We start from the raw sequence: 26675 nt of genomic DNA, 5'->3' as shown, positions 1-26675 counted from the left end.
GACCCCTCACGCCCAGCGAGGCTTGCGATGATCTCAGTGACTCGCAAGCTGGAATTCGATGCCGGGCACCGCATCCCCGATCACCGCAGCCAATGCCGCAACCTCCATGGCCATCGTTATGTCCTCGAGGTCACCCTCACCGGCGATATCGTCGACGCGCCGGGGGAATCCGATAACGGCATGGTGATGGATTTTTCGGAAATCAAATCCATCGCCAAGCAACATATCGTCGACCCCTGGGATCATGCCTTTCTGGTGTATCGCGGCGATGAGGCGGTGCGGGGGTTTCTCGATACCTTGCCTGGCCACAAGACCGTGGTGCTCGACTGCATCCCCACGGTCGAAAACCTGGCCAGCATTGTTTTTCGCACCCTGGCGCCGCACTACCATGGGCACTATGGCGCACAACTGCGCCTGAGCCGCGTGCGCCTGTACGAGACGCCCAATTGCTGGGCGGATTGCGAGGGCTGAAACGCCCTCATCACAGGCCTTTCTCTCGCGTTGCCATCAGATAGTTTTCCGCCGCGCCATCGTTCACGCTGTTCCACAGCAGTTGATCCGCACGAAACTCGCGCCACGATGTAAAGACTTTGGCGAACTGCGGGCTCTTTGCTGCGTAGTCGTCCAGGACCTGCTTGGTCGCGCTCTGCATCGCTTGCATGACCTCGCGCGGCCAGGACTTTAGCTTGACGCCCTGCCCCACCAGGCGCTTGAGCGCCACGATATTGTTGGCGTCATACTTGGCCAGCAAATCATCGGCTGCCATGGCGCTGGCGGCACGCAATGCCTCTTGGTAACGGGGCGGCAGCTTGGCCCAGCTATCGCGATTGATCGCCAGGCATAGGTTCGCCCCCAGTTCCATGACGCCAGGACCGTAGTAGTAGCTCGCGACCTTGGCAAAACCCAGTTTTTCGTCGTCGTACGGCCCCACAAACTCCACTGCGTCCAGCGCCCCCTTTTCCATCGCGGGATAAATATCGCTGCCCGCGACCTGCTGCGGGATGGCGCCGAGTTTTTCGTACACCATGCTCAGCATGCCAGGCGTACGTATCCGCAGTCCCTTCAGATCGTCGACTGTCTTGATCTCTTTGCGAAACCAGCCGCCCATCTGCGCGCCCGTATTGCCGCAAGGAATCGCCAAGGCATTGAAGCGAGCGTACAACTCGTCCATCAATGCACCGCCGCCGCCATGCAATAGCCATGCCGTCTGCTGACGCGGCGTCAGTCCGAACGGCACGCCTGTATCAAACGACAAGGCAGGCTCTTTACCGAGGTAATAAAAACCTGCAGTGTGCCCACACTCGGTCGTGCCGTTCTGCACGGCGTCCAGCACCTGCAAGGGCGGCACGATCTCGCCCGCAGAAAATCCCCGGATGGTGAATTTTCCATCCGTCAGATCGGAAACGCGCTTGGTCAGGTATTCCGCGGCTCCCCAGACGGTGTCCAGGGACCGTGGAAAACTGCTGGGCATACGCCAATTGATGGTGGGAGCCTCTTGCGCCACGACCGGCGCGGACAACAGGGCCCCACCCGCCCCTGCCAAAGTTAGGAAACGGCGGCGTTGCATGGCAAAGCTCCTCTCAATCGAGACAGTCAGGCGCCTCGCGCAACGCGCGACGGGCGAAATAGGCGAAAGTCAGCTCCAGGATCTTGGGCTTGACCAGAAAATCGTGGGACTCGCGTGCGCGGTCGGCAGGCACGGGATTGACCGGCCCGATCGCGCGGGCACGCAATTGCAATGCCGCGACCTGCTCGAGCCAAATAGCCATCACCGTGGCTTCCTCGACCGATTTGCCGGCCGTGAGCAGGCCGTGATTCGCCAAGAGGATGGCACGTTTGTTACCCAACGCCTTGGAGATGATTTCGCCTTCGTCGTCACCGATAGGCAAACCCGGCCACTCGGGCAGATAGGCACAATCGTCAAAAAACGGCGTGGCGTCCATGTGCGCCACAACGAGCGGCTCACCCACCATCGACAGCGCCGACACGGACGGGGGATGCGTGTGCACAATGCACTGGACTTCCGGGCGATGCCGGTAGATCCAGGCGTGGAAACGATTGGCCGGATTCGGCAGCGATTTGCCATCCAGAGGATTGATGTCTTCATCGATCAGAATCAATTCGCTGGCACGTGCCTCGTCGGCGCCGATCCCGAAAGGCAAGGTCCAAATCGTGCCAGGCTCATCGCCCCGCGAGGTGATCTGTCCGGCCAGGCCGCCATGCCAATGGCCTTGCGCGGCCAGCATCCGGCAAGCCAGGGCCATTTTTTGCGCTGAAGTCCAATTCGCCGAGGGCGTCGCCCGTGCCTCGATCTCGCGATCGACACGGCTGCGCAGGGCTTCTTTATCTTGAAAAGCGTAATCCGACATCTTGATATCCGTTCATTCCAGGGAGAGACAACACGTACCGGTTATCTCGTCTGCTTTGCCCTATAGGCAACATGTTGTCCAAAGTACAAATTATTGCCCATATAGACAACAAGGGGAAACCCTCAATGTCGCGCTGTGCGCCACGCCCAAAAGTGGCATCATCGCGTTTTCGCCCGAGATAGCCGCCGTCTTGCCATGCCAGCCAAACGTCCACCTTTAGCCGCCGCGCCCCCTGATGCTCAGCAAGTGGGTCTACGTATCCGGGCAACGCGACGCCAGCGCAAATTGACGCTGACAGCACTGGCGGCGCAAACCGGCTTGGACAAGGGATTTCTGTCGCGCCTCGAACGCGGGGAAAAATTCGGATCGGTCGGCACGCTGCATACGGTGGCAACCGTGTTGGGAACGCCGCTGTCCGCCCTGCTGGGCGAGGCCGATCCCAAAGACGAAATCCATATCGTGCGCGCAGGCGAACGGCACCGATTGAGCTCGTCAGACACGGAGCCAGGTGAACACACTTATGAAGCCATCACCATGGGAGCCAGCAACAGCGGCCTGTCCGTCATGGTGGTAGAGGTCGGAACGCATGGCGAGCGCACCGTGGCTCACCACGGCGGCGATGAATTGATCTTTGTGCTGGAAGGCCGCGTCCGCGTGCATTTCGGCGAACACACGGTGCTGCTGGAGCGCGACGATAGCGTGCGTTTTCCGGGCTATCTGCCACACAGCTTGTGCGCCGAAGGCCGCAAGACCGCACGAGCGCTCATCATTATCGCCAGCGATCAGGCTTGAGAGCAGGTTGCCTGGTCGGTACCCTGCCGTCATAAAGCAAGACGCCCTCACCCCATGCAATGAAAAGCATGGCATGCAGTAGAGAGGTCTTCAGCCAGCCACGTCGGCCGCCCCCATGGATACGGCCGTTTCGTTCATGAAACGGGCCATGCGGACATCCAACTCGGTCACGCCGTCAGCCGAATGGGTGGACAGCACCACGTCGACGCGGTTGTACACGTTGAACCATTCGGGGTGGTGATCGAGCTTCTCGGCGTACATGGCCACGCGCGCCATGAAACCAAAGGCAGCGTTGAAGTCTTTGAACTGGAAGCTTTTCTGGATAGCGTCACGCTCGGCATGCGCCCGCCAGCCGGCAAGGCCGGACAGGACGTTCTGCGCGCCCAGCCGGGGCAAGGATGGTTTAGTCAAAGTCGCTCTCCTGAACGGTCAATGTGCCCTAAAGGAAAATTCTCGCCCAAATATATTGTTAGGATGCTAATAAATAGCATACAATACAAATATGACGAACCCACACACCGACTCCTGCCTTATGGCCACCACCGCCAGCCTGATGGTGCTATCGCGTGCTTATCGCAGCGTAGCCGATAGCGCCCTGTCTGCCTATGGCCTGTCACAGGCAACTGCCTGGCCTGTCATTTTGACGGGCCGGCTGGGCGATGGCGTGCGCCAGGGTGCGCTCGCCGAGGCGCTCGGTGTCGAGGGACCATCGTTGGTTCGTGTCTTGGATCAGTTGGTTTCGGCCGGTCTGATCGAACGCCGCGAGGATCCGCACGATCGCCGTGCGCGCACGATACATCTGACGCCTGATGGCCATGCCCTGCGCGAACAAGTCGAAGGCGTCCTCGTCAAGCTGCGCCGCGAGATTTTCAAAGACGTCAGTCACGAAGACCTGCAAGCATGCATGCGTGTTTTTGACACATTGAAATCGGCACTAGGCCGAGACGATGCGGTTCCCATGCCCAAGGAGCCCCGGCCATGAAACTGCCCGACGGCGATGAAATACTGTTTTCGATCAAGTGCTACATAGGCGCCATTACGGCGCTTTATCTTTCGTACTCCATCGGATTGTCCCGCCCGTTCTGGGCGATGACGACGGCCTATGTTGTGGCTCAACCGTGGGCCGGCGCAGTGCGATCCAAGGCGGTTTTCCGGCTTGGTGGTACTTTTTTTGGCAGCGCCGTGGTGGTGTATCTCGTGCCGCGCCTCGCCAGCCAGCCAGTGCTGATGGTGCTGGTCATGTCGCTCTGGATCGGTCTGTGCCTGTATATCTCGGTTCTCGACCGCACTCCCCGCTCGTATTTGTTCATGTTGGCGGGTTATACCGCCGCCATGATCGGCTTTCCGAGCGTGACCGATCCCACGACGGTGTTCGATACGGCTTTAGCACGGGTCGAGGAAATTTCTCTAGGCATTGTTTGTGCAACGCTAGCGCATAGTTTGATTTTCCCGCACGGAATTGCCGGCCCCTTGATGGCGCGACTGGATGCGACGATGCGCGATGCGCGCAACTGGGTTCACGATATCCTGACCAATCGCGAGACCGTGCTGCGCGGCAAAGAGCGTCGCGTCTTGGCCGAGGATCTATCCCAACTGCGTATACTGGCCACTCACGTGCCGTTCGATACGGGCAATATCCGTTGGACGGCGGGTGCGGTACGCGCAATGCAAGACCAGATCTCTGCCTTGACACCATTGGTGTCGGCTGTCGATGATCGTTTGAACGCACTGCAAAAAGACGGGCGTGCACTGCCCGATACCGTCAATAGCATTTTGCGGGACATTGCGGCTTGGGTCGATATGGGTCCCAAGGCCGACCGCGCACAAGCCCACACACTGCGTACGGCGTTGACGGCGCTGACCCCCGAGATCGGTCCTGCTGCCGATTGGCATGATGTGTTGATGATCAGCCTGGTCAATCGTTTACGTGAGTTGGTCGACGGTTTTGATCGCTGTCTGGCATTGCGACATGATATTCGTGATGGTCTGGCGGGTACGCCGCGCAAGTCCGGCCGCCCCGCCCGTCTGGAGTTCGGTGCCGTGATGCACCGTGACCATGGCTTGGCATTGTGGTCGGCGCTGGCCGCTGGCCTGGCCGTGTCAATCTGCAGCATTTTCTGGATTCAAACGTCGTGGACTAACGGCTCGACGGCAGTCATGATGGCTGCGATTTTCAGCTGTTTCTTTGCCGCGCAGGATAACCCCGTGCCCGGCATCATGATGTTCCTGAGGTACACGATTTACTCGATTCCCATCTCAGCACTGTATTTATTGGGGATCTTGCCAGCGGTGCATTCGTTCGAAATGCTGGCGTTTGTCATGGCGCCTGTCCCCCTGATGCTCGGTGTATTGATTGCCCGTCCGGCTTATACCCTCAAGGCCATGGCCTTGCTATTCGGCTTTCTGGGGACACTCGCGCTGCACGATACGAACACAGCCGATCTGGTGTCGTTTATCGACACGATGACCGCACAAATCATCGGTGTGACGACGGCGGCTATCACTGCCGCGATCTTCCGTACCATGAGTGCAGACCGCAGCGCACGTCGAATTCAAGCCGCGAACTGGAAAGAACTGGCGGCGTTGGCGAGCGCCAGCCAGGCTCCCTCGCGTTCGGCCTATGCCTCTCGGATGTTGGACCGTATCGGCATGCTGCAACCTCGCCTGTCTCTCGCTAAACGCGCCGATGACCATTTGGCCGATGATGCGTTGAAAGATCTGCGCGTCGGTAACGATATTGCCGAGCTGCAGCGTGCACGCCGTATTCTGCCTGCCATCGACGCCACGGTACGCCCGGTATTGAAAGGCTTGGCGGATTTTTTTCGGCAACGCTCGACCCAACACCGCAAGTCATCCGATTACCCCAACTTGCTCGACAACATTGACCGGGCCTTGGCTCGCGTTACGGCATCTCCTGGGGCGCTGGTGGCGCGCGAACGCGCCGTCGTGGCGCTGGTCGGCATCCGGCGTGCCTTGTTTCCTGAAGCCCCTGACTATCAATCCGGTATTTTGCTGCCGGCCCATGCATCATGATCGGCGAATTTAATTTGTACGGCATTTATTTCCCTTGGCCATTGGTGCTGGGGGTGATCACGCTAGGGGTCGCCTGGGTCGTGCGCCGGGTGTTGGCCCGAGTCGGTTTTTATCGGCTGGTATGGCACCCCGCCTTGTTCGATATGGCGCTATATGTGGTCCTGCTCTATGGCGTGTACCTGATTTCACCTTATATATTCAAGAAGTAGCATCATGAACATCCTCAATTCGCCGCGCTTTCGCCGTGTAGGCAAATTTGTCGTGACGGTACTGACCGTATGCGCGGCGGTCTATGCCGGCTGGCAGTTATGGATCCATTACGAAATCGATCCCTGGACACGCGATGGGCGCGTCAAGGCCTACGTCGTGCAGGTCGCGCCCGATGTATCCGGCCTGGTCACTGCCGTCCCTGTGAACGACAACCAAGACATCAAGAAAGGCAATGTCCTGTTTGAAATCGATCGCGCACGGTTCCAATTAGCCCTGGACCAGGCCCAGGCCGCCGTACGCTCACAACAAGTGGCTCGTGACCAGGCGACACGAGACGTCAAACGCAACCGTTCGCTCGGTTCGTTGGTCGCGACCGAAGCCGTCGAACAAAGCCAGGCACGCTTGCAACAAGCCGAGGCCGCTTTGGCCGAAGCCGAAGTCCAACTCAATACCGCCAAGCTGAATCTGGAGCGTAGCCGCGTGGTGGCGCCGGTTGATGGGCGCGTCACGAATTTGGATTTGCGCGCGGGCTCCTATGCGACAGCCGGCCGCGGCGTCATGGCTCTCGTTGATGCCAACTCGTTTTACATCGAAGGTTATTTCGAAGAAAACAAACTGGTGCACATCCACGAAGGCGATGCCGCCACGGTCACGCTGATGGGTGAATCCCGTCAAATCAGCGGCCACGTGGAAAGCATCTCGATGGGGATTGCGGACCGCGATCGCAGCTTGGGTGAAAACTTGCTCCCCAACGTGAACCCCAACTTTAACTGGGTACGCCTGGCGCAGCGTATCCCCGTGCGTATCCGCATTGATAAGGTACCCGAGGGTGTCCGTTTGGTAGCGGGTCAGACTGCAACGGTGGAGGTTCATTCAAAATGATTGCCTCTCGCGCTCTAACCCCGCTGGCGCTAGCCATCATCCTCGCGGTGGCGGGCTGCGCCGCGGTCGGCCCGGACTATCAAGTCCCCACAGACGCCGCCGTGAATCGCCCTGCCGCTGCAGGCGAGTTTCAAGAGTCCCACGAAGCGGTCTTTCAGCAAAATAGCGTGCCCGGTACGTGGTGGCGCTTGTACGAAGACCCGACGTTAGACAAACTCATCGGTCAGGCACTGCAGGCCAATACCAGTTTGCGTATGGCGGCGGCTAATCTGGAACGCGCTCAGGCCGTGACCGAAGAGGCCCGTGGTGCTCAACAACCGACCATCGGCGTGAATGCTTCGCCCACCTATGGGCATGCGTCCGGGGTCTCCGTGCTGTCGCCAGACACACGGCCCATGAACCGCTGGTCGTATTCCGGTGGCATCAGCATCGGCTACCAAGTCGATTTATTTGGCAAAATCCGTCGTGCCATCGAGGCTGCCGAGGGCGACGAACAGTCTGCTCAGGCCGCCTACGATGCCACACGCGTGACCGTCGCCGCGGAAACAGCGCGTGCCTATGCGGATATCTGCTCGGCCGGTATGCAACTGGCCTCGGCCCGCCATTCGGTGAACGTGCAGCGCGACTCGCTGGACGCGGTGCAACGCCTGCAACAAGCCGGTCGCGGCACCGCACTGGATGTCACGCGTGCACGTAGCCAGTTGCAGCAATTGCAAGCCAACCTGCCGCCCTTTGAGGCGAGTCAACGCACAGCACTCTATCGCTTGGCTGCGCTGACCGGCCAGACGCCCGCCGAAATGTCCACGACGCTATTAGAGTGCCACCAACCACCCCGCCTGACGCAGGCGATCCCGGTCGGAGATGGCGCCGCCCTGCTGCGCCGCCGGCCCGATATACGTCAGGCCGAGCGCAGCTTGGCCGCCGCGACCGCGCGTATTGGCGTCGCCACGGCGTCGTTGTACCCGTCCATCTCGCTGGGCTTGTCGGGAGGGTCTGCTGGGCCTGCCACCATGTTTGGCGAACGCGGCACCTTTAGCTGGAGCGTCGGCCCACTGATTTCCTGGACAGTCCCTAACACGGGTGTGGCGCAGGCGCAGATCGCGCAAGCCAAGGCCGTCGCGAGCTCCGCCCTGGCCAACTTTGACCAAACGGTATTGGGTGCACTGCGCGAAACTGAAAGCGCACTGGTCTCATATGCCCGACAGCTCGATAGAAATGCCGCCTTGGCAGAGGCGCGCAACCAAAGCGCGATCGCAGCCAAGCAAGCCGAGCAACTATTTCACGCAGGTAAAACCGATTATCTGAACGTGTTGGATGCACAACGCACGTTGGCCAGCGATGAAAGCGCATTCGCAGCATCGCAGGCGGCATTAAGCAGCGATCAGATCGATTTATTCCTGGCGTTGGGTGGAGGTTGGCAGGATACGCCGGTGGCTCAAGATACGTCCGCGTCGGATCAAACCACATCGCATACTCGATCCCAGAACCGGCCAAGCGACAGGTAAAGTGCCTGTCGCTCAAGCTGTCCGCCCCTAAAGCCGCAGCTCAGACCTGGTTTTAAGCACTACGGATCAATGCAGCGTCTCGCCCTTTGACGGCGCCTGATCCAGCCCCAGCGCGGCTTCCCAACTGCGCAGCGGGACGCAGGTTTGCAGGCGTTCGATGGCGCGCTGGATCAAGGCCGGATGCAGCTCGTGGCCGACGCGGCTGGCCACGTCGATGGTGCAATCACCATGTAGAGAATCCAGCCATGCCTGCGCCGTTTGGGCATACGACACGTTCATCACGTGATCATCGGCCCCGTGCAACAAGTGGATGGTCGTATATTGCGGCGGGACTTTAGGCAACTGGGCATAGCGGCCGGAAAATGCCAGCACGCGCCCGGCCAGACCATCATGTGCCTGCACGGCCTCGAGCGACATGATCGCTCCCTGCGAAAAACCGGCCAGCGCGGTATCGGACTGCAATAGGCCAAATCGAGCCTGTGCGGCGCGGACATAATCCACCAACGGCGGCAAAGCACGGGCCACGCGTTCCGCGCGGTTGTCCTCGTCAATCCCGCGCACCGAAAACCATTGGCGCCCCTCGCCCCCGCCGTCATAGGGCTCAAATCCGGCCGGTGCCAAAATCGCCGCCGCCGGAAATGCCGTGCGTACAGCCTGGATCAAGGCTGCAAGACTGTGCGGCGTACTGCCCACACCGTGCAGCAGGATAAAAAGCTGTTTGATCTCGGTATCGGCGTCAGGCAGGAATTCAAGGGAGGCAGGCTCTGTCATGGGGGGCTCCAGCATGTCGGGGCATGGTGGATCTGGCCCCAATACGTCATTGTAAATCCCTCCCGAAAATACTGTATATTTATACAGCAAAAGAGATTAACCATGATGTCCCCAGAACATATCCATCCCGCCTTATGGCGAGCTACCCAATTGGCTCACGGCGCCCAGCGCGGCGTTGCCACCGGCTATGCCACGCTGTCGGCCCAACTGCCTGGCGGAGGCTGGCCCTCGGGCGCGCTCATCGAGCTCCTGACACCGCATGCCGGGATCGGTGAAATCCGACTGCTGCAGCCGGCATTGGCGCAGCTTGATCGCCATCATCCGATTGCCTTGGTCCAGCCCCCGCATGTGCCACACCAGGCTTGCTGGCAAGGCTGGCGCTTGAATCCCGAGCAGTTGCTCTGGATTGCCCCCGAGCGTCCGCTGGATGCACTCTGGGCGGCCGAGCAAATCCTGAAACACGGCAGTTGCGGGGCACTGTTGTGCTGGCTGCCTCGGGTCCGTCCAGAATCCTTGCGCCGCCTGCATCTGGCGGCTCAGATGGCAGATACGCTGTGCTTTGTGTTGCGTCCGGCCACCGCTGCACAACAGGCATCACCCGCGCCATTACGACTGGCCCTGGCGCCTGCCCCCGGCGGGCTGTCTGTGCATATTCTGAAACGCCGCGGTCCGAGTTGCACAGAGCCGTTGTCGTTGGTTTTCGAATCCCCGATGCATACGGGGGTGGAGACTGGCGTAGGTACGGTGCCATCCGTGGAATCGACCGAGGATACGGTCGCCACACCGATGCTCACATCAGGAACCCTGTCTCCTGACTCGTTAAAAACAATGCTTTCATCAGGAACCCTATCCCCCGGCGCGCTTAATACCCTTTTCACATCCGGAGCCCACGCCACCGACGCGTTAAAAAGCTTGTCTTCTGATCATGTCTCTTTGGATCGCCACCTTTCTGCGCAGCCTGCCGCTCGACGCCGTTCATCCACGATGGTCCCCTGAGTCGGCGTTTGCGGTGTTGGAGCAAGCTCGTGTTGCGGCGCTGACGCCAGCGGCTGCGGCGACGGGCATCCATATCGGCATGCGTCGCGCTGGCGCTGCCGCGATCGCGCCAGATGTTCCGCTCTTGACACGTGATCCCTTGGCCGAAGAGCACTTGCTGCACGAAACCGCGCTCGCTTTGCTGCAATACACGCCCGACCTTGCCATCGCAGCGCCGGATACGTTGCTCTTACAAGTCAGCGCCAGTCTGATGTATTTTGGCGGCCCTCGCCGCCTGCATCAACGCATTGCCACTACGCTGCAGGGCATGGGTCTGCACACGTCTTTAGGCATGGCTCCCACGGCACAAGGCGCCTGGTTGTTAGCGCATCAATCCTCGGACCGAACACCGAGACGCACGCTGCAAACTCACACCTTGGCACGTCGGCTCGATACCTTGTCCCATACGTTATTGCCTAGTGCTGAGCCTCGTCGGGAATGGTTGCACAGTATTGGCTGCCGCACCCTCGGCGACCTGCGTCGATTACCTCGTGCCGGGCTGCAACGTCGTTGCGGCACCGAGTTGCTCCATACGTTGGATGCGGCTTATGGCGACGCGCCCGAGTGCCACGTCTGGATGCAGCCACCCGCCCGTTTTTTTCAACGTCTGGAATTACCCGATTACATCGAGCATGCCGAGGCGGTTTTGTCCTGGGCGCAACGGCTCATCGAGCCTCTCTGTGGCTGGCTCGTCGCCAGACGTCGCGCGGTTCAACATTTCACGCTGGCGCTGGAGCACGAGCGCGGCCGACATGCTCGCCCGCCGACCACCTTGCCGATCAGTCTGGCACAGCCCGCGTGGCAGACCTCGCATCTGCGAAATCTGCTGCGTGAAAAACTTGGACGTTTACCACTGGAGGCCCCAGCCATCGCATTGAGTCTGCGTGTGGATGACACCGTAGAACAACCTACCGCCAGCACCAGTTTGTTTCCCGATCCCGGTGGCTCGCCAGCGGAGCACGCCCGTTTGCTGGACCTGCTCAGCGCACGCTTGGGACGCGAACGCGTGTTGCAGGCGCAACCGGTTGCGGACCATCGCCCCGAGACAGCGAATCGCTGGTGTGCGGCTCAAGACGCCAAAAAGAGTCCTGACTCTGTCCAGCGCTCATCGAGTCACCCCGATCCGCTATCACGGCCCCCGTTCGCCCTCATGGATCGTCCCTTTTGGTTGCTCGACCCTCCGATTCCGTTGCAGGTCCAGCAACATCGTCCGGTCTATTCCGGCCAACCTTTGCGGCTCGTGCGCGGACCCGAGCGTATCGAAAGCGGCTGGTGGGATGCTGCGTTGACGGTGCGCGATTATTTTGTCGCCGAGGACGCGGCATCCGCACGCTATTGGATTTACCGCGAGCGCGATACCGAACACGCACGGTGGTTTTTACATGGACGGTATGCCTGATATTCCGGCCCTGCCGGGCTTGCCCGCTTATGCGGAATTGCAATGCCTGTCGAACTTCTCGTTTCTACAAGGGGCCTCGCATCCCGAGGAACTCGTCACGCAAGCTGCGCTATTGGGATACAGCGCGATTGCCATCACGGATGAGTGTTCGTTGGCCGGTGTGGTGCGTGCATTGGCTGAGGTGGAAAAACTGGCTAAAGAGGAAGAACGGAAGATTCACCTCATTATCGGCAGTACGCTGCGGCTACATACCGCCTCTGCGTCGCCACAGACATACCCTCTGTCACTCGTGTTGCTGGCACAAACACGCGAAGGCTATGGCAACTTATCCGAGTTGATTACGCTGGGTCGGTCGCGCGCTGAAAAAGGCGCGTATCAGCTCTATCTGGATGATATTTCTGCCCCCACACCTGCGTATACGCATCTGCGTCATATGCCCGAGTGCCTGGCAATTTTGTCACCCCCACAGGGTACACCGGCAGAGGTCATCGCGAAACAAGCACAATGGCTGGCGCACACCTTTCCTGGCCGGGCCTGGATCGGCCTGACATTACTGCATCATGCGCGCGATGATATACATCGCAACGCTATCCAGCATGCCGCCCGTCTAACGGGGCTGCCCGTCACCGCGCTCGGGGATGTGCATATGCACGTGCGCTCGCGCAAACCCCTGCATGACACATTGACTGCCATCCGCAGCAAGCGCACTGTCTCGCAGTGTGGCTACGATCTGCAATCCAACGCTGAACAGCATCTGCGCAGCCGCTTGCGCCTGTCATCACTCTATTCGCTCGAAATATTGGCTGAAACGGTAGCCATCGCACAGCGTTGCACGTTTTCGCTGCGGACCTTGCGCTATGAATATCCTGATGAAATCGTGCCCGAGGGAGAAACGCCCACCAGCTATTTGAGACGAGAGGTCTATGCCGGTGCGGCAAAGCGCTTTGCCGCAGGCATCCCTTCCTCTGTTCGCGAGACAATCGAAAAAGAACTTTCGCTCATCGCCGAATTGCAATACGAGCCGTATTTCCTGACGGTCTACGACATTGTGCAAGAGGCAGATCGCCTAAAGATTCTCTGTCAGGGACGCGGCTCGGCCGCCAACTCCGTCGTGTGCTACTGCCTGGGTATTACTGCCGTCGATCCGCAATGCAGTCAGACATTGTTCGAACGCTTTATCAGCAAGGAACGTGGCGAGCCGCCCGACATCGATGTCGATTTCGAGCATCAACGTCGCGAAGAAATCATTCAGTATATCTATGAAAAATACGGCCGGCATCGTGCTGCGCTGACTGGCGTTGTCATTTCCTATCGGCCCCGCAGCGTGTTGCGCGATACTGGCCGCGCGCTGGGCATCGACCCAGGAGTCATTGATGCGGTGGCTCGTGCGCATCAATGGTGGGATGGCAAACGCGCCATGCTGCGTACGTTAGGTGGCTGTGGTTTGGATCCTAATTCGACCGTCGCTAAACACTGGGCCATTCTGGCCGAAACCTTGATCAATTTTCCGCGCCATTTGTCTCAGCATCCTGGCGGATTTGTTATTTCACAGGGAAATCTGGCCCGTCTGGTGCCCATCGAAAACGCAGCCATGCCGGATCGCAGCGTTGTGCAATGGGACAAAGATGATCTCGATACGTTGGGCCTATTAAAGGTCGATGTGTTGGCGTTGGGTATGTTGTCTGTTCTGCGTCGGGCATTGAATTTTGTTAATCAACGACGAGGGATATCGTGGGCTTTGCACGATATTCCCAAAGAGGAATCCGATACCTACGACATGATCTGCAAGGCCGACACGATAGGCGTATTCCAGATCGAGTCTCGCGCGCAGATGAGCATGTTGCCTCGTCTACGACCTCGCAAGTATTACGATCTGGTCGTGCAAGTCGCCATCGTGCGGCCGGGGCCGATTCAGGGAGGGATGGTGCATCCGTATCTGAAGCGGCGACAAAATCCTGCGGAAATCACCTATCCCAGCAAGAAGGTAGAGGCCGTTTTAGAGCGCACCATGGGCGTACCCATATTCCAAGAACAAGTCATGCAAATCGCCATGGTCGCTGCCGATTTTTCAGCTGGCGAAGCCGATCAACTGCGACGCTCCATGGCTGCTTGGAAACGCAAAGGCGGCATCGACAAATTCAATGACAAACTCGTCACAGGTTTACTCAAAAACGGCTATACCGAGGAATTCGCTGACGCCATCATCCGGCAGATCCAAGGCTTCGGTGAATATGGTTTCCCGGAAAGCCATGCCGCCAGCTTTGCCCTGCTGGCCTATGCGAGCGCTTGGATAAAGTGCAATGAACCGGAAGCCTTTCTGGCAGCGCTATTGAATTCCCAACCCATGGGCTTCTATGCGCCCGCGCAATTGATCCAAGACGCGCAACGCCATGGCGTGCGTGTGTTACCGACCGATGTCACTATCAGCAATTGGGAAGCTACATTGGAGCCCTTGCCAATAGAAGCCTTGCCTGTGGAAACATCATCTATCGCTACACCACTGGCCTCGTTGACACAGCCTCCCGCAGCATCAGGCAGTGCACATCGCGACGCATCACTCCCGAACGATTCATCCGACCAGCCACGTCTCGCCGTCCGCCTGGGCCTGAACCAAATCCAAGGCCTCTCAGAAGCCGCCGCGCTACGCATCGAACACGTTCGCGCCATACAGCCTTTCATTCACACCCAAGACCTCGCGCGTCGTGCAGAGCTCACCCGGCATGACCTTGATGCATTAGCGGCGGCCGATGCGCTGCATCGTTTGGTCGGCCATCGCCGGCTCGCCAGTTGGGAAGCCAGCGCCAGCGTAGCCAGCCGCGATCTGCTGCGCGAGGCAGATCTCACAGAGACCGAAACGCCATCCTTACCTGTCCCCACCGAAGGCCAATCGATTATCGAAGACTATCGCAGCTTGCGAATGACCTTGCGACGCCATCCGCTGGCGTTGCTGCGTCCTCGCCTGCAAAGCATGCGTTTTGAGTCTGCAGCGATACTCAACGAGTATCCCGACCGCCGCCTGGCCCGCGCCTGCGGACTCGTCACCATGCGCCAACGCCCCCAAACCGCCAAGGGCGTCATATTCCTCACCCTGGAGGACGAAACCGGCCCCGTGAACGTCGTCGTACGGCCGGAGCTCATGGAGCGCCAGCGACGAGAGCTGCTCGGCTCCACGCTATTAGGGGTGTATGGCACGTGGCAAAACGTCCAGGGCATCCACCATCTCATCGCGAAACGGTTGATCGATCTGTCGTCATTACTCGGTGGACTGACGGCACGCAGCCGGGATTTTCATTGAGGCCGGCTGCCCAGCAATCCCCCCCACGCCGCGCCTTCGGCTTGCTGCCCCGTCAAAGGGGGTTCTTTTGTTTTTTATGTGGCCGATGAGTTAGCCCCCAATAGAGAAAATATCGCGGGCTCCACCACCCTCTTTTCCGCCATAGCCGATTGCATCGCAAGAGTGATGTCCACGTTCAGACGGATCAGGTTGTCAGCCGCCAGCAACTGAGAACCGGCAAGCGCCTGCCCTAACGTCCCAGCTCCATCGACCCCCACCCCCAACAATGCCCGGGCCAAGCCGATATTACCGTTACTAGCCGCCTGCATCAGCGCAGCACGCCCCTCGTCAGGCTGGGCCCGCACGAACATCTGCAATTGATCAGTTAGACCATTTTCGAACAGACTCTCACATACCTCGACATCATGCAGACCGCAGATCTCGATCCAATTGATCGCCTCACGCACATAGCCTTGCTCGATGAAACGGGTCAGCCCCTCGGTGACGTCCAGCCCTGCCCCAACCAGCGTGTTGACCGCTCTCCAACGTCCACTTTGCAAGGCGTAATTCACCACAGCGGTAATATCGACACCAGCAGCCACCAATAGTATCGCCGCGTTGACATCGGTTTCGTCCACCGCATTTTTGAGCGCCTCAGTACCATCGACCGTTCCGTCTGCGATCAAACGTTTGATCGCCGGCCAATCGCCGCGCTCGACGGCGAGCCACAGCTCAGCAGATCGGTGAAATCCACTCGCCGCCAATGCATTTGCTGCGGTTTTCCAACTGCTTTCCGGTATATCCCCCATATTGCTGAGTGCCTCATACCGTCTCTTTGCAAGCAGAGATGCGCCGATCACGCGATCATCGTCCACATCCACATACGGCGCGACCTCGGATACCTTGGTTTTTACCAAATCAACGAAGCTTCGGATTTTTGTGTACGTCGGCCCCGAGCCATTCCCGTTAAAGTGCGGTTTGAGCTCAGCAAAGTCCGCGCCAGCGATCATCAACAAGGCCGCCATCGGGATACGATTCAGGCTCATCGCATTCCGCACGGCAAATGTGCTGTCTGCGTTCGCGTCAATGAGGCTGCGCGTCTGTGCCAGATTTCCTGCATCTGCCACTTCGATCAAGAGCGCGCTGATAGCATTTTTATAGCGGTCGTAACCGTCCGGGCTCGATGGCACGTGACCACATAAAACCATTTCCCCCGCCTCCAGCATTGTTTGGAACGCGTCGTCATCCTCCGGTTTTTTCGCTAGCGCCTGCAACGCCCGTAATACGTGATCGCCCCCTTCACCAATGAGAACCGCCACTGCCCTGACATTGTTATCTCTGGCCAGATCCATCAGCACGTCAAAGGCGTTGGCCCCATTGGACAACAAGGTTTTCATCGTTTTCAGATCACCGACATCGGCGGCTTGTTCCAATAGCTCGGAGGGATCCACGCCAATATCCAACAATCGTCTCACCGCGTGCATCTCTCCGCGATCGATAGCCGACGTCAGCTCCCCAATACCATCGGCACCACAAACTAACAACACGGTGGCGACGTCCATTAAATTGCGTCGGACGGCCCGTTCGAATGCCTCGGACACGTCGGCCCCCGAGGCGATCAATTCGTCAGCCATCTCTTTCCAGCCTCTGCTCATGGCATTCACCAAGAGCTTCGATGGATTTGCCCCGGCGGCGGCCAAGACTTTCATCATCGCAATACCTTGTGCTTTGTCCGCGGACATCAGCGGCGTGTATCCCAACCGATCCGGCGTATTAATGATGCGAGGATCATCACCACATCGCAGCAACAAGGCATCAAAAATCTGCGCATGACCCATTTCAATGGCGACATGCAGTGGTGTCTGCCCAGCGGTGTTGATCGATCTCAGGTCGACCTCGGGATGCTGCAGCAGATCCTTGACGGCACCAAGATCGCCCGCGGCGATAGCGTCGAAAAAGATCTCATTGGAAAAGGGGCGTTGTGTTGAATCGCGGTCGGCGACGACATGCTGGACGTTGGCTGAGGCGGCAGCGCCATTGGACGGGCTTTGATTGACTTGCATAGAGTGGGCTCCGTAAGCGAAAAAAAGCGCTGCCTCGTGTGGATCACGCCGATATAACGCGCCCCCCAGAGACAACGAACGCCTCAATGAGTAACTCAAGCCCAGATATTGTTCCGCCAGTCACACGGCTCTCGCCAAATTAGCCATACACCGCGCTAAGTATCGATCACCCTGCGCGTAAACAGTTCTAAATAATCCATCAGGCGATTCGCGCCGACCACGGCCTCGGCGGCCTGGCCGCTGACAATCGCCTCGACCATAGCGAGATGCGCAGCCGCCCCCTCGCTGATCTCGCCCTCGTGCTGGTAGGCATACCAGAACCTGCGGCACTGCACCACCAGAGGGATGACTGCCTTGACGGCGGATTTATTACGGCAAGCTGCGTGACAGATGTGATCCAGTTCTTGATCAGCGGTCATGTAATCATCGAGATTGCCCCGATCGGCCGCCTTGACCATCTTGTGCGCACATGCCAGCAACGCCTTGCGCTGACTGTCTGTCGCCCGCCGCGCCGCGCTGGTGCAGATCAGTTGCTCCAGCACGCGCCGCGTGGCCAGGACATCCAGGTGCTCCATCACATCGATCGTCGACACCAAGAGCCCGCGCCGCGGTTGTTGCACGACCAGGCCGATTGAGACCATGCGCATCAGCGCCTCGCGTACAGGCGTGCGCCCCAGCCCTGTCATCTCAGCCAATTCGGCTTCGATGACGGGACTGCCAGGGGCAATCTCCAGTTTGGAGATCAATGTCTCGATCTTGTCGTACGCAAGGTCGGCGGCTCGCCGTTTAGGCAGACGGGCCGACGATGAAGCGGATGTTTTTGTCATGAACGAAAGCGTACCGGAATCCTGCCGGGCTCACAGTCCCGGCGTGCGCACGAATTTACAGGGTCGCGCCGATTTTGCGCAACTCGGCAATTTGCGGCGCCTTCGGCAACCAGATCTTGTCGAACTCCGCGATGACGGGCTGCGGATCGTAGCCGGCATCGCTTTTGAAGGCGATCGGCGTCTCTTTCAATTTCTCGATCAAGCCTTTTTCTGTGGTCACGATGTCTGCGATCTGGGCATCAAGCGACTGCGCCACCAGGCCGCGGATCAGGTCCTTGTCCTTGGCATCGAGGTCCTTCCAGACACGTCCGGATACCAATGGCGCAAACGGCATGAACAGCGCATTCATCGGCAAAAGCGCTTTGGAAACCTTGTCAAAACGCTGGTTCCACGATAGCTCGATATCGGCCTCCAATCCGTCTACCTGGCCATTGGTCATGGCATCAAACACCGCCGGAGTCGGAATCGGCGTCGGCGCCACACCAAAGAGCTGGTAAAAATCACGATAAACCGGCGTAGGGTTAATACGCAGCTTCATGCCCTTCAGATCGGTTGGCGCATTAACGTCGCGCGTGGCAAACACCACCCGCATTCCCGTAATCCCCCACCCCAAGCCTATCGTCCCGGTCTCTCGCGGCAACACCTCCAGCAACTTGAGCGCCTGTGGTGTCTTGACCAATTTGGCGACGCTCTCCGTCGAACGCACCAAATACGGCGCATTGATCGCCGCCACACTATCGACGCGCGATCCCAGTTCGGCTGCCTGAATCCAGCCCATATCCAAGGCCCCGGTTTGCAACTGCTGCATCATGACTGACTCATTACCCAATTGGCCCGAGTGAAAAACCGTCACACTCAGCCGGCCATCGGTTTCTTTCTTCAGCGCTTCGCCAAACGCCACGGCTGCACGATTCCAGGAGTGCCCTGCGGGAGTAATCAGCCCCACGCGAAACTCTCGCGATGACGCGGCCCGCACAGCAGGCGTCCAGATCATCGGCGCCGCAGTCGCGGCCAAAGCAGTTTGCATAAAACGGCGGCGGGAATAAATAGTCATGACGCGATCCTGTGATGGATTATCAAAGAGAGAAAACAACAGACAGCGTAAGAAGACCTGCGCGGCCTACCTGAGCAGAGCCAAAGACAGCGACGGGAAAAAAGACAGCAAGATCAGTGCGACGCAACACACCAGAAAAAACGGCAAGGTGACGACAAACATCTTGCCCGGCTTGGCCCCAGTCACGGCTGCCGCGACAAAAAAGCACAACCCGACAGGCGGTGACATCAACCCCAGCACCAGATTGATCACCACCACCACACCAAAATGAACGGGATCAATGCCATAAATCCCCGTCGCCACGGGCAACAGAATGGGAACGGTCATGATCAAACCCGGAATGCCGTCGATCACCGTACCGATCACCAGCAGAATCAAATTGGCCAGCAGCAAAAAAGCCAGAGGCGTCGTGGCCACGGACTGAATCCATTGCGCCACCATCTGCGGCACCTTGCCGTAGATCAGCAGCCAGGAAAACACCGCCGCGGCGGCCACGAGAAACAAAACAATGGCCGCGTAAATCGCCGACCGCAACATGATGTCGGGCAACATGCGCCAGCGAAATTCACCAGTGATATGACGGCCCACCAATGCCGCTGCCAGCGCCCCTACCCCCGCCGCCTCGGTCGGGTTGGCCAGACCGCTTGTGATCGACCCCACAATAATCACGGGAATGGACAGCGTCGGGCTGGCCCGCACAACAATCGCAACGCGCTCACGCCAGCTGCGCCGCTCGCTGCGGGGATAGGCATACACCATTCCCATCATCGCAATGATGATAAAGAACAGCACCGTCAACAGCAGCCCCGGCAAGATGCCGGCAATCAGCATATCGCCCACCGCCACCTGCGCGAGCACGCTATACACCACGAACATCACTGACGGCGGGATGATGGAGCCCAGCATCCCGCCATACACCGTCAAGCCCGCCGAGAACGTCTTGTCGTAACCCTGGCGTTCCATTTCAGGCACCATGGTTTGCGACATCACCGCTACCTGTGCAGTCGCCGACCCGATGATCGACGACACCAAGGCATTGGCCAACACATTCACATAGGCCAATCCGCCTTTGACCGAGCCGATGAACGCCATGGCCAGCTCGACCAGCCGGCGGGTAATGCCACCGTTGTTCATGATCTCGCCGATCAAGATGAACAGCGGAATCGCAATCAGCCCGTAGCTATCCACCCCTGCAAACATCTGCATGGGAAACGATTGCAGCAGCACGGTATTTCCCGTGCCGAAAATATAGGCCAGGCCAGACAGGCACAGACAGATACCGATCGGCACGCCTGCCAGCAACACCACCAGGAAAAAAATGGATGTCAGCATCTCAGTTCACCATGTCCGGACTGCTCACAGGGAAATTGCGGCGTGACTGACGCGGTGTCCAGGACAGGTCCTCAAACAAATTGGCCAGCGCATGCAAGGTCAGGGATATGGCGAACAGAGGCATTACCATCCTCAATATCCAGACGGGCCAGTTCAGCGTCTGCGTGCGCTCGGTATAGAGAAAATTGAACGATTCTCCGGCGTAGGCGTGCGCATCAAAGCCATAACTGGCAATGCCGATGGGGTCCAGCCACGTCCAGCACATCCAGACCATTGCCAATGCAAAACTCAGCACACAAGCGGTCGCGACGATGCGTGCGATCCGCACACCACGCGGGCTGAGTTTCTCGGTCAGCATGCCTACTGAAAAATCCAACCGCAGCCGCGTCATGATCGACGCGCCGACAAAGGTCAACCACACCATCGTGTACACGGACGCCTCGTCGATCCAGTAAATCGGCACACCGGCATAACGCGTCACCACGTTGATCAATACCAAAATCACCAACAGCGCCATCAGCCCGCTGAGCACACGCCGCTCAATACGCAAGACGCACTCCGAGGCGCCCACAATCCCACGCACAGGCCATGATGCCGCCGAGACGATAGGCGGATCGCTCTTCAGATCAGACATTTTTCACCCTTGGTATTTCTATTGAATATTTGAAATATATTTAATTTTGAACAAAAGCCTGGCGTGTCGGCATTGGTTGTTTCCCTTATCTGGTTGAACACGAGCGCCCCGTAGAGCGGGGCCAACAGTTGGGTATCCCCCAAACTGTTGGGTCCTTCATCACGGAGACTAGGCGATGAGCTACATCACCGAACGATATTGTTCCGGACGTTCGGCTAACGCCTTTTTCACGACACCTTCGACATAGGCGCGCTCGTCGCCCGTCAACGGCAAACGAGGACGGCGTACATGCTCGGTGCCTACACCGACCAGCGCATCAATCAGCTTCAAATTCTGGACCAGCTTGGTAGACACGTCCAAGTGCAGCAGCGGCGTCATCCACCGATATAGCGCCAATGCCTCTGCGAATTTTCCAGCCTTCATTAAATCGAACAGCGCGACCGTCTCACGCGGAAACGCGCACCCCACCCCCGCCAACAAGCCGTCGCAGCCCAGCGCCAGCCCTTCGTACGCCAGGTCGTCCACGCCCATGAAAATCTGGAACCGATCGCCCAGCGCATTGCGCAGATCAGTCACACGGCGAATATCACCTGTGCTTTCCTTGATCGCCCCGACCCATTTGCAATCGGCGAGTTCGGCCATGTGCTCCGGTTTCAGATCGACGCGATACGCGACCGGATTGTTGTAGACCATCACAGGCTTTTGCGCCGCCTCCGCCATCGTACGCACGTTCAGGATGGCTTCACGCGCATCCGCCACATAAATCACCGACGGCATCACCATAAAACCCGCAACGCCCAGTTTGTTCGCGCCATCAATATATTTCAACGCGTCGCGGGTACTGGTCTCCGACACGTTCGCCAGCACTGGGATCCGCCCATCGGCAGCCTCCAGCGCAATGCGCGTCACTTCCAGTTTTTCATCCAGCGACAACGTGCTGGCCTCACCCAGAGAACCGCAGGTCACTAGACCGTGTATGCCATTGCGGATCTGAAAATCGATGTGCTTGATCGTACCTGCCGCATCAATGCTCTCGTCGGCGTGGAATTTGGTCGTAATGGCCGGAAAAATACCGGTCCAGCGGGTGGCGTTCATGCGCGCTCCTTATGCACGGGGTTGAACTGAAAAAGTGGCATTGATATTTCATTAATATATTTACGATATCTTATGAAATTAGCCGCCCGCCATTAAGGTTTTCCATGAGATCGACCACGCTTTTTGTTTTGGGGCGGCCCGGCAACAAAAAAGGCCCCCACGCTGCGCCTCCGGCTTGCTGCCCCCCAAGGGGGCGTTTTTGTTTTGGGGCGGCCCGGCAACAAAAAAGCCCCCACGCTGCGCCTCCGGCTTGCTGCCCCCCAAGGGGACGTTTCTTGTTTTGGGGCGGCCCGGCAACAAAAAAAATCCCCCGCGTTATAGCGGGGGAAACGTCATCTCGTATCCGTTATCAGCGCGCCCATCAAGGCCTGAACGGCACCGCGTCAATCGGCAATTCCAATCCTGACATCTGCGCCGTCAATAGCGCCGCGCTGCCGCAGGCAAGCGTAAAGCCCAAAGCCCCCTGCCCCAGGTTCAGCCACAGGTTATCGGCCACACGGCTCTCGCCAATCAAGGGCTTGCCGGTAGGGGTTGCCGGGCGCTGCCCTGCCCACGATACGGCCTGGCTCAGATCCAATTGAGGAAAGGCCTCGCGCACCTGCCGTTTCAGCAAAGCGATACGTGCCGGATCAATATCGGCATTGGGGCTGCCGATATCCACCATGGCAGCAATGCGCAACACGCGTCCGATGCGCGCATACACAATGCGCCGCTCGTAATCGGTCACGCTGATTTCGGGGGCTGTCCCATCGCCGGGCTCCATTGGCACACTCAGGCTATAGCCTTTCAGCGGATACAGCGGCAAATCCCGGCCCAAGGGCTTGATCAGACTGCGCGATGCAACCCCTGCTGCCAACACGACAGCATCGGCCGTAATATCCCCATTTGCCGTTTCCACCGCCACAATCCTGCGGCCCTCGCGACGCAACGATTGCACGGGAGTCGCCATGCGGCATTCGACATTGCCCAAGTCTTTCAGGCGCCGGAACAAACCCTCGGTAAATTGACGGCAATCGCCGGCCTCTTCGCTGGGGGTGTAGACAGCTCCAGCCAGATTCCCGCCCAATCCCGCCAAGGCGGGCTCCAGCGCAACGGTTTCGGCTGCGCTCAATACGCGCTGCTCGGCCCCCAATGCCGCTTGATAGTCCACCAGCCGACGCGCTTTTTCCAACAATTCGGGGCTGCGATAAGCAATCAGTTTGCCATTGCGCACGTGACCAAAATCGAGATTTTCTTGTTCGAGCAGACGATGCAATACATCGCGGCTGAGGTACGACAGGGACTGTAATTGCGCCGTCGACGCCTGGGCCACGGACGCACGGCAGGCCAATGCGAATTGCAGGCACCATAGCCATTGATGAGGGTCCAGGCGCGGCTGGAACCGCAGCGGCGAATCGGACCGCAACAGCCAGCCCGGCACGCTGGGCAGCACGCCCGGCCCCGCCAGCGGGGCCACATAGCTATAGCTCAGTTGCCCGCCGTTGGCGTAACTGGACACCGTCGCCGGACGCGCCCGGCTATCCACCAGCACGACGTCATGACCTTGACGCGCCAGAAAATAAGCCGACGTCACACCAATGACGCCGGCACCGATTACACAGACTTTCATCGAAACCTTGGCTGATAAGAGACATTCTCGCTGTCTCTTATTCTGAGAGCTTGGCCCCGTTCCCACCAATGCCAATCTGACAGGTAGTCATAACCTAAGGTTTACCCTAGGTCCATCAAGCCACCAATTGCAGCCTCACGATAGCCTCGCCCGTGGGCGCACGCACCAGATCGGCCAAGGTGTGCCGATTCAATTCGTCGTAAAACGTCTTCAAGCTGTCTGCCAATACGCCTGAGAGCAGGCAAAACCCCTGCAGTGCGCAAACCGGCTCCCCGCAATTCACCAATGCTTTTTGGTTTTCCAGGGCATAAACCAGATCGCCGAGCCGGTATTCGGCCGGCGCACGTGCCAGCCGAATACCGCCGCCCTTGCCCCGGGCGGTCGTCACCCAGCCCTGCTGGGCCAGGAAATGCGCGACCTTGACCAAATGATTGCGCGACACGTCGAACCGCTCGGCGATCTCGGGGATCGTCACCGGCGTATCGCGGCCGTTGCCCTGCGTCAGATACATCATGACGCGCAGGCCAAAATCAGTGTATTTGGTCAGTTGCATGCGGTCGCACTATACCGGTTAAGCGCCCGGGCCGCCCGTGCCGAATAATTCGGCATGGATGCGCTCTGGCGCCACACCCAACGCGGTCAGCGCTTGACGCTGCGCGCTCATAAAGGGCAAAGGACCGCACAAGTAGTAGTCCGCGTCCGGCAGCACTGCAACATCGCGAATGGACTCCAGGTTCATACGGCCCGCGTAGTCATAATCCTGGCCTTGCTGGTCCTCCGGGGAGACGCTTTCGTAATAGACCACTTTGCGCACATTGGGCCGCGAATTCGCAATGTCGTTTACATGCGATTTCATGGCATGCACGGAACGGTCACGGCAAGCGTGCACGAATCGAATCTGACGGCCGTCATCGCGCGCGACCAGGTGATTCAGCATCGACACCATCGGCGTCAAACCTACGCCGCCGCTCAACAGCACGACTGGCGCAGCGCCTTGATCGTTCAAGGTGAACTCCCCTTGCGGAGGAGCCAGGTCCACCACGTCACCTTCTTTTACGTTGGCGTGCAATACATTGGAAACGCTGCCCGCAGGCGTGTTGTCGGTGCCCGCCTCACGTTTGACCGAGATACGCAGACGGCCTTTGCCTGGCGCATCCGACAGGCTGTACTGACGCGGCTGCATGAGGCCTAATTGAGGCACATAGACGCGCAGGGAAATGTATTGCCCGGGCAGATAATCCGGCACAGAGCCGCCGTCTGCGGGGACCAGATAGAACGACGTGATTTCGGCGCTTTCCGGGACTTTGCTATCCACACGGAAACCACGCCAGCCAGTCCAACCGCCGTCCTTGCCAGCGGACTGTGCGTAAAGCTTGGCTTCTTCGGCGATGAGCAGATCGGCCAACTGACCATAAGCCGCAGCCCAGGCTGCAATCAACTCATCAGTCGCGGCCTCCTCGCCCAGGACTTCTCTGATCGAAGCCAGCAGATGCTTGCCGACAATCGCGTAATGCTCGGGCCGTATCCCCAAGCTGACGTGCTTATGCACGATGCGAGTCACTACCGGCATTAACACCGAAGGATCATCAATATGCTCGGCATACGCGGCAACAGCCGCAGCCAAGGCCTGCTGCTGTTGCCCGCCATCCTGGTGGCCTTGATTGAACACCTGCTTCAGTTCCGGGTTGTGGCGGAACATGCGGGCATAGAAGTGACAGGTGAGCGTTTCACCGTGGACTTTCAATACCGGCGCAGTGGCTTTTACCAGATCGCGGACTTCCTGGCTCAACATGATGCTAGCTCCTTCGGCTACTAGAAAACTTTAAACATGTATTTATTATACATATTTAAGATGCTTATGAGGTGACGAGGGGTGGTGCGTGACTATGTGTGTGTTTTTTTTAGGGTGCTTGGGATGGGAAGCGAGAGTGATTTTTCGTGGCGTGAGGTAGAGGTTCTGTTGGTCGTCGAGCCGAGGCAATCGGCCCGGCCGGGCTTCACAAAGTCGGTCCGGCGCGCGGGCGCCGGACACCGTGTTCGCTCGCTTCGTCCGGCCCCTTCGGGCCTCCCTTCAGCGTCCGCTCCACTCGACTTTGAGGCGCCCGGCCGGGCCGATTGCCTCGGCTCGACTGGCAGCAACTAGAATTCTCTGCATCGCTGGCACGACTTTCTTGCTTGGCGTTTTTCTGCAGCCGCATTGGTAGAGAGAAAGATCTTTCGGTGCTACTTTCGGCGGACGCCCAGCGCGTCCCCCTCAAGCGATCGGTCCGGGCATACGGGAGGGGTGGCGTGGTACCTGGTTGGAAGATCTGCTTGGCAGCGTTTAATGCTTGCGGCGATGATGCACAGGGCACTTTTTTCGGCAGCGTATCCGTAGCATGTCCGTGCTCTGGATCAGAGTTCATCGCCGCGGACGTGATTTACGCTCACCATGATGGCGCTATAACGGGTGCCATGCGTGGCATTACGTCAATGTGACTCGAGAGATCTTTTGTCCCGCAACGGTGCTACAGCCTGTGCATGCCGATCCCGAACGCGATTTTCGGGGGTGCAGGGCACCCGAAAATCGCAGCCCTGCAAGATCTTTCTCTTCACCAGGCTGATGCAGAAGAATGCCAAGCAAGAAAGCCGTGCCAGCGATGTGATGAGCTTGAGTTACTGCGAGTCGATGCGGGGCAGTGGCCGCGTGGGGGCGCCTCGTTGGCGAGCGGAGTGGATGTCGAAGGGAGCGCGAAGGCGCGGACGAGACGAACGAACGCGGTGTCCGGCGCCCGCGCGCCGGACCGCCAAC

Annotated in this window: 22 protein-coding genes and 1 pseudogene; 10 read left to right on the top strand and 13 right to left on the bottom strand. The window is 58.8% G+C overall.

Features of this window, described 5'->3' with window-relative positions; translation table 11 throughout:
- Window positions 1-27 precede the first annotated feature (27 nt).
- Window positions 28-471 carry a 6-carboxytetrahydropterin synthase QueD gene (queD, locus tag ACYVI2_RS11780; protein ID WP_415821592.1) on the top strand — a complete coding sequence of 148 codons (444 nt, stop codon included), beginning with the start codon at window positions 28-30 and terminating at the stop codon, window positions 469-471.
- A gap of 10 nt (window positions 472-481) precedes the next feature.
- On the opposite strand, the gene ACYVI2_RS11775 is transcribed toward queD, so the two are convergent.
- Window positions 482-1567: a TRAP transporter substrate-binding protein gene (locus ACYVI2_RS11775; RefSeq protein ID WP_415821591.1), complete on the bottom strand. Its 1086-nt coding sequence runs from the start codon at window positions 1565-1567 to the stop codon at window positions 482-484.
- A gap of 13 nt (window positions 1568-1580) precedes the next feature.
- Window positions 1581-2369, bottom strand: coding sequence for an aldolase (locus tag ACYVI2_RS11770; RefSeq protein ID WP_415821590.1), 789 nt, complete (start codon window positions 2367-2369; stop codon window positions 1581-1583).
- A 195-nt stretch (window positions 2370-2564) separates the two neighbouring features.
- Between ACYVI2_RS11770 and ACYVI2_RS11765 the strand changes: the two genes are divergently transcribed.
- Complete coding sequence (locus tag ACYVI2_RS11765; RefSeq protein WP_415821589.1) at window positions 2565-3161, top strand: helix-turn-helix domain-containing protein; 597 nt, start codon at window positions 2565-2567, stop codon at window positions 3159-3161.
- Window positions 3162-3251: 90 nt separating this feature from the next.
- Here ACYVI2_RS11765 and ACYVI2_RS11760 read toward each other — a convergent pair whose 3' ends face one another.
- On the bottom strand, window positions 3252-3572 hold the full coding sequence (locus ACYVI2_RS11760; protein ID WP_415821588.1) for a 4a-hydroxytetrahydrobiopterin dehydratase: 321 nt from the start codon (window positions 3570-3572) through the stop codon (window positions 3252-3254).
- 121 nt (window positions 3573-3693) lie between these two features.
- Here ACYVI2_RS11760 and ACYVI2_RS11755 point away from each other — a divergent pair, with 121 nt between their 5' ends.
- From ACYVI2_RS11755 to ACYVI2_RS11735, 5 genes are read left to right on the top strand one after another with little or no spacing between them, the layout of a single operon-like run.
- Window positions 3694-4143, top strand: a complete 450-nt coding sequence (locus ACYVI2_RS11755) for a MarR family winged helix-turn-helix transcriptional regulator (RefSeq protein ID WP_415821587.1) — start codon at window positions 3694-3696, stop codon at window positions 4141-4143.
- Window positions 4140-6194, top strand: a complete 2055-nt coding sequence (locus ACYVI2_RS11750; RefSeq protein WP_415821586.1) for an FUSC family protein — start codon at window positions 4140-4142, stop codon at window positions 6192-6194. Before ACYVI2_RS11755 ends, ACYVI2_RS11750 begins: the two co-directional genes overlap by 4 nt.
- A complete protein-coding gene (locus tag ACYVI2_RS11745; RefSeq protein WP_415821585.1) occupies window positions 6191-6403 on the top strand; it encodes a DUF1656 domain-containing protein in 213 nt (70 codons plus the stop codon). The genes ACYVI2_RS11750 and ACYVI2_RS11745 overlap by 4 nt, the downstream gene beginning before the upstream one ends.
- Before the next feature lie 4 nt (window positions 6404-6407).
- On the top strand, window positions 6408-7286 hold the full coding sequence (locus ACYVI2_RS11740; protein ID WP_415821584.1) for an efflux RND transporter periplasmic adaptor subunit: 879 nt from the start codon (window positions 6408-6410) through the stop codon (window positions 7284-7286).
- Window positions 7286-8791 carry an efflux transporter outer membrane subunit gene (locus ACYVI2_RS11735; RefSeq protein WP_415821617.1) on the top strand — a complete coding sequence of 502 codons (1506 nt, stop codon included), beginning with the start codon at window positions 7286-7288 and terminating at the stop codon, window positions 8789-8791. The genes ACYVI2_RS11740 and ACYVI2_RS11735 overlap by 1 nt, the downstream gene beginning before the upstream one ends.
- A gap of 66 nt (window positions 8792-8857) precedes the next feature.
- On the opposite strand, the gene ypfH is transcribed toward ACYVI2_RS11735, so the two are convergent.
- Window positions 8858-9562: an esterase gene (gene ypfH, locus ACYVI2_RS11730; RefSeq protein WP_415821583.1), complete on the bottom strand. Its 705-nt coding sequence runs from the start codon at window positions 9560-9562 to the stop codon at window positions 8858-8860.
- Window positions 9563-9664: 102 nt separating this feature from the next.
- On the opposite strand from ypfH, the pseudogene imuA reads away from it, so the two are divergent.
- The 3 genes and pseudogenes from imuA to ACYVI2_RS11715 all read left to right on the top strand — a co-directional run.
- Window positions 9665-10303: pseudogene (imuA, locus tag ACYVI2_RS11725) on the top strand (translesion DNA synthesis-associated protein ImuA); the annotation flags it as partial.
- 184 nt (window positions 10304-10487) lie between these two features.
- Entirely contained in the window at window positions 10488-11996 is a 1509-nt protein-coding gene (locus ACYVI2_RS11720) for a Y-family DNA polymerase (RefSeq protein WP_415821582.1), read from the top strand.
- The gene (locus ACYVI2_RS11715; RefSeq protein WP_460490307.1) at window positions 11980-15291 is read left to right on the top strand and encodes an error-prone DNA polymerase; all 3312 of its coding nucleotides are present in this window, start codon (window positions 11980-11982) and stop codon (window positions 15289-15291) included. The genes ACYVI2_RS11720 and ACYVI2_RS11715 overlap by 17 nt, the downstream gene beginning before the upstream one ends.
- Window positions 15292-15365: 74 nt before the next feature.
- Here the strand turns inward: ACYVI2_RS11715 and ACYVI2_RS11710 are convergent, their stop codons facing one another.
- From ACYVI2_RS11710 to hmpA, 9 genes are all read right to left on the bottom strand, one after another.
- Window positions 15366-17333, bottom strand: coding sequence for an ankyrin repeat domain-containing protein (locus ACYVI2_RS11710; RefSeq protein WP_415821580.1), 1968 nt, complete (start codon window positions 17331-17333; stop codon window positions 15366-15368).
- Window positions 17334-17488: 155 nt separating this feature from the next.
- On the bottom strand, window positions 17489-18160 hold the full coding sequence (locus ACYVI2_RS11705; RefSeq protein ID WP_415821579.1) for a GntR family transcriptional regulator: 672 nt from the start codon (window positions 18158-18160) through the stop codon (window positions 17489-17491).
- Window positions 18161-18215: 55 nt separating this feature from the next.
- The gene (locus ACYVI2_RS11700) at window positions 18216-19214 is read right to left on the bottom strand and encodes a TRAP transporter substrate-binding protein (protein WP_415821578.1); all 999 of its coding nucleotides are present in this window, start codon (window positions 19212-19214) and stop codon (window positions 18216-18218) included.
- A 66-nt stretch (window positions 19215-19280) separates the two neighbouring features.
- The gene (locus ACYVI2_RS11695; RefSeq protein ID WP_415821577.1) at window positions 19281-20546 is read right to left on the bottom strand and encodes a TRAP transporter large permease; all 1266 of its coding nucleotides are present in this window, start codon (window positions 20544-20546) and stop codon (window positions 19281-19283) included.
- Between the two features lies 1 nt (window position 20547).
- Window positions 20548-21180 (bottom strand): TRAP transporter small permease, encoded by a 633-nt coding sequence (locus tag ACYVI2_RS11690; protein WP_415821576.1) that lies wholly within the window; start codon window positions 21178-21180, stop codon window positions 20548-20550.
- Between the two features lie 180 nt (window positions 21181-21360).
- A complete protein-coding gene (locus ACYVI2_RS11685) occupies window positions 21361-22275 on the bottom strand; it encodes a dihydrodipicolinate synthase family protein (protein WP_415821575.1) in 915 nt (304 codons plus the stop codon).
- A 361-nt stretch (window positions 22276-22636) separates the two neighbouring features.
- Window positions 22637-23884, bottom strand: a complete 1248-nt coding sequence (locus ACYVI2_RS11680) for a D-amino acid dehydrogenase (RefSeq protein WP_415821574.1) — start codon at window positions 23882-23884, stop codon at window positions 22637-22639.
- A gap of 115 nt (window positions 23885-23999) precedes the next feature.
- Complete coding sequence (locus ACYVI2_RS11675) at window positions 24000-24437, bottom strand: RrF2 family transcriptional regulator (protein WP_415821573.1); 438 nt, start codon at window positions 24435-24437, stop codon at window positions 24000-24002.
- An 18-nt stretch (window positions 24438-24455) separates the two neighbouring features.
- A complete protein-coding gene (gene hmpA, locus ACYVI2_RS11670) occupies window positions 24456-25676 on the bottom strand; it encodes an NO-inducible flavohemoprotein (protein ID WP_415821572.1) in 1221 nt (406 codons plus the stop codon).
- Window positions 25677-26675 lie beyond the last annotated feature (999 nt).

This window comes from Bordetella tumbae, assembly GCF_054780995.1.
The sequence above is the reverse complement of the archived record's forward strand: the minus strand, read 5'-3'. Positions and strand labels throughout refer to the sequence as shown.

Excerpts from the sequence above, each read along its gene's own strand:
- queD (WP_415821592.1), top strand. The coding sequence starts at position 28 with ATGATCTCAGTGACTCGCAAGCTGGAATTCGATGCCGGGCACCGCATC.
- ACYVI2_RS11775 (WP_415821591.1), bottom strand. The coding sequence starts at position 1,567 with ATGCAACGCCGCCGTTTCCTAACTTTGGCAGGGGCGGGTGGGGCCCTG.
- ACYVI2_RS11770 (WP_415821590.1), bottom strand. The coding sequence starts at position 2,369 with ATGTCGGATTACGCTTTTCAAGATAAAGAAGCCCTGCGCAGCCGTGTC.
- ACYVI2_RS11765 (WP_415821589.1), top strand. The coding sequence starts at position 2,565 with ATGCCAGCCAAACGTCCACCTTTAGCCGCCGCGCCCCCTGATGCTCAG.
- ACYVI2_RS11755 (WP_415821587.1), top strand. The coding sequence starts at position 3,694 with ATGGCCACCACCGCCAGCCTGATGGTGCTATCGCGTGCTTATCGCAGC.
- ACYVI2_RS11750 (WP_415821586.1), top strand. The coding sequence starts at position 4,140 with ATGAAACTGCCCGACGGCGATGAAATACTGTTTTCGATCAAGTGCTAC.
- ACYVI2_RS11745 (WP_415821585.1), top strand. The coding sequence starts at position 6,191 with ATGATCGGCGAATTTAATTTGTACGGCATTTATTTCCCTTGGCCATTG.
- ACYVI2_RS11740 (WP_415821584.1), top strand. The coding sequence starts at position 6,408 with ATGAACATCCTCAATTCGCCGCGCTTTCGCCGTGTAGGCAAATTTGTC.
- ypfH (WP_415821583.1), bottom strand. The coding sequence starts at position 9,562 with ATGACAGAGCCTGCCTCCCTTGAATTCCTGCCTGACGCCGATACCGAG.
- ACYVI2_RS11720 (WP_415821582.1), top strand. The coding sequence starts at position 10,488 with ATGTCTCTTTGGATCGCCACCTTTCTGCGCAGCCTGCCGCTCGACGCC.
- ACYVI2_RS11715 (WP_460490307.1), top strand. The coding sequence starts at position 11,980 with ATGGACGGTATGCCTGATATTCCGGCCCTGCCGGGCTTGCCCGCTTAT.
- ACYVI2_RS11710 (WP_415821580.1), bottom strand. The coding sequence starts at position 17,333 with ATGCAAGTCAATCAAAGCCCGTCCAATGGCGCTGCCGCCTCAGCCAAC.
- ACYVI2_RS11705 (WP_415821579.1), bottom strand. The coding sequence starts at position 18,160 with ATGACAAAAACATCCGCTTCATCGTCGGCCCGTCTGCCTAAACGGCGA.
- ACYVI2_RS11700 (WP_415821578.1), bottom strand. The coding sequence starts at position 19,214 with ATGACTATTTATTCCCGCCGCCGTTTTATGCAAACTGCTTTGGCCGCG.
- ACYVI2_RS11695 (WP_415821577.1), bottom strand. The coding sequence starts at position 20,546 with ATGCTGACATCCATTTTTTTCCTGGTGGTGTTGCTGGCAGGCGTGCCG.
- ACYVI2_RS11690 (WP_415821576.1), bottom strand. The coding sequence starts at position 21,180 with ATGTCTGATCTGAAGAGCGATCCGCCTATCGTCTCGGCGGCATCATGG.
- ACYVI2_RS11685 (WP_415821575.1), bottom strand. The coding sequence starts at position 22,275 with ATGAACGCCACCCGCTGGACCGGTATTTTTCCGGCCATTACGACCAAA.
- ACYVI2_RS11680 (WP_415821574.1), bottom strand. The coding sequence starts at position 23,884 with ATGAAAGTCTGTGTAATCGGTGCCGGCGTCATTGGTGTGACGTCGGCT.
- ACYVI2_RS11675 (WP_415821573.1), bottom strand. The coding sequence starts at position 24,437 with ATGCAACTGACCAAATACACTGATTTTGGCCTGCGCGTCATGATGTAT.
- hmpA (WP_415821572.1), bottom strand. The coding sequence starts at position 25,676 with ATGTTGAGCCAGGAAGTCCGCGATCTGGTAAAAGCCACTGCGCCGGTA.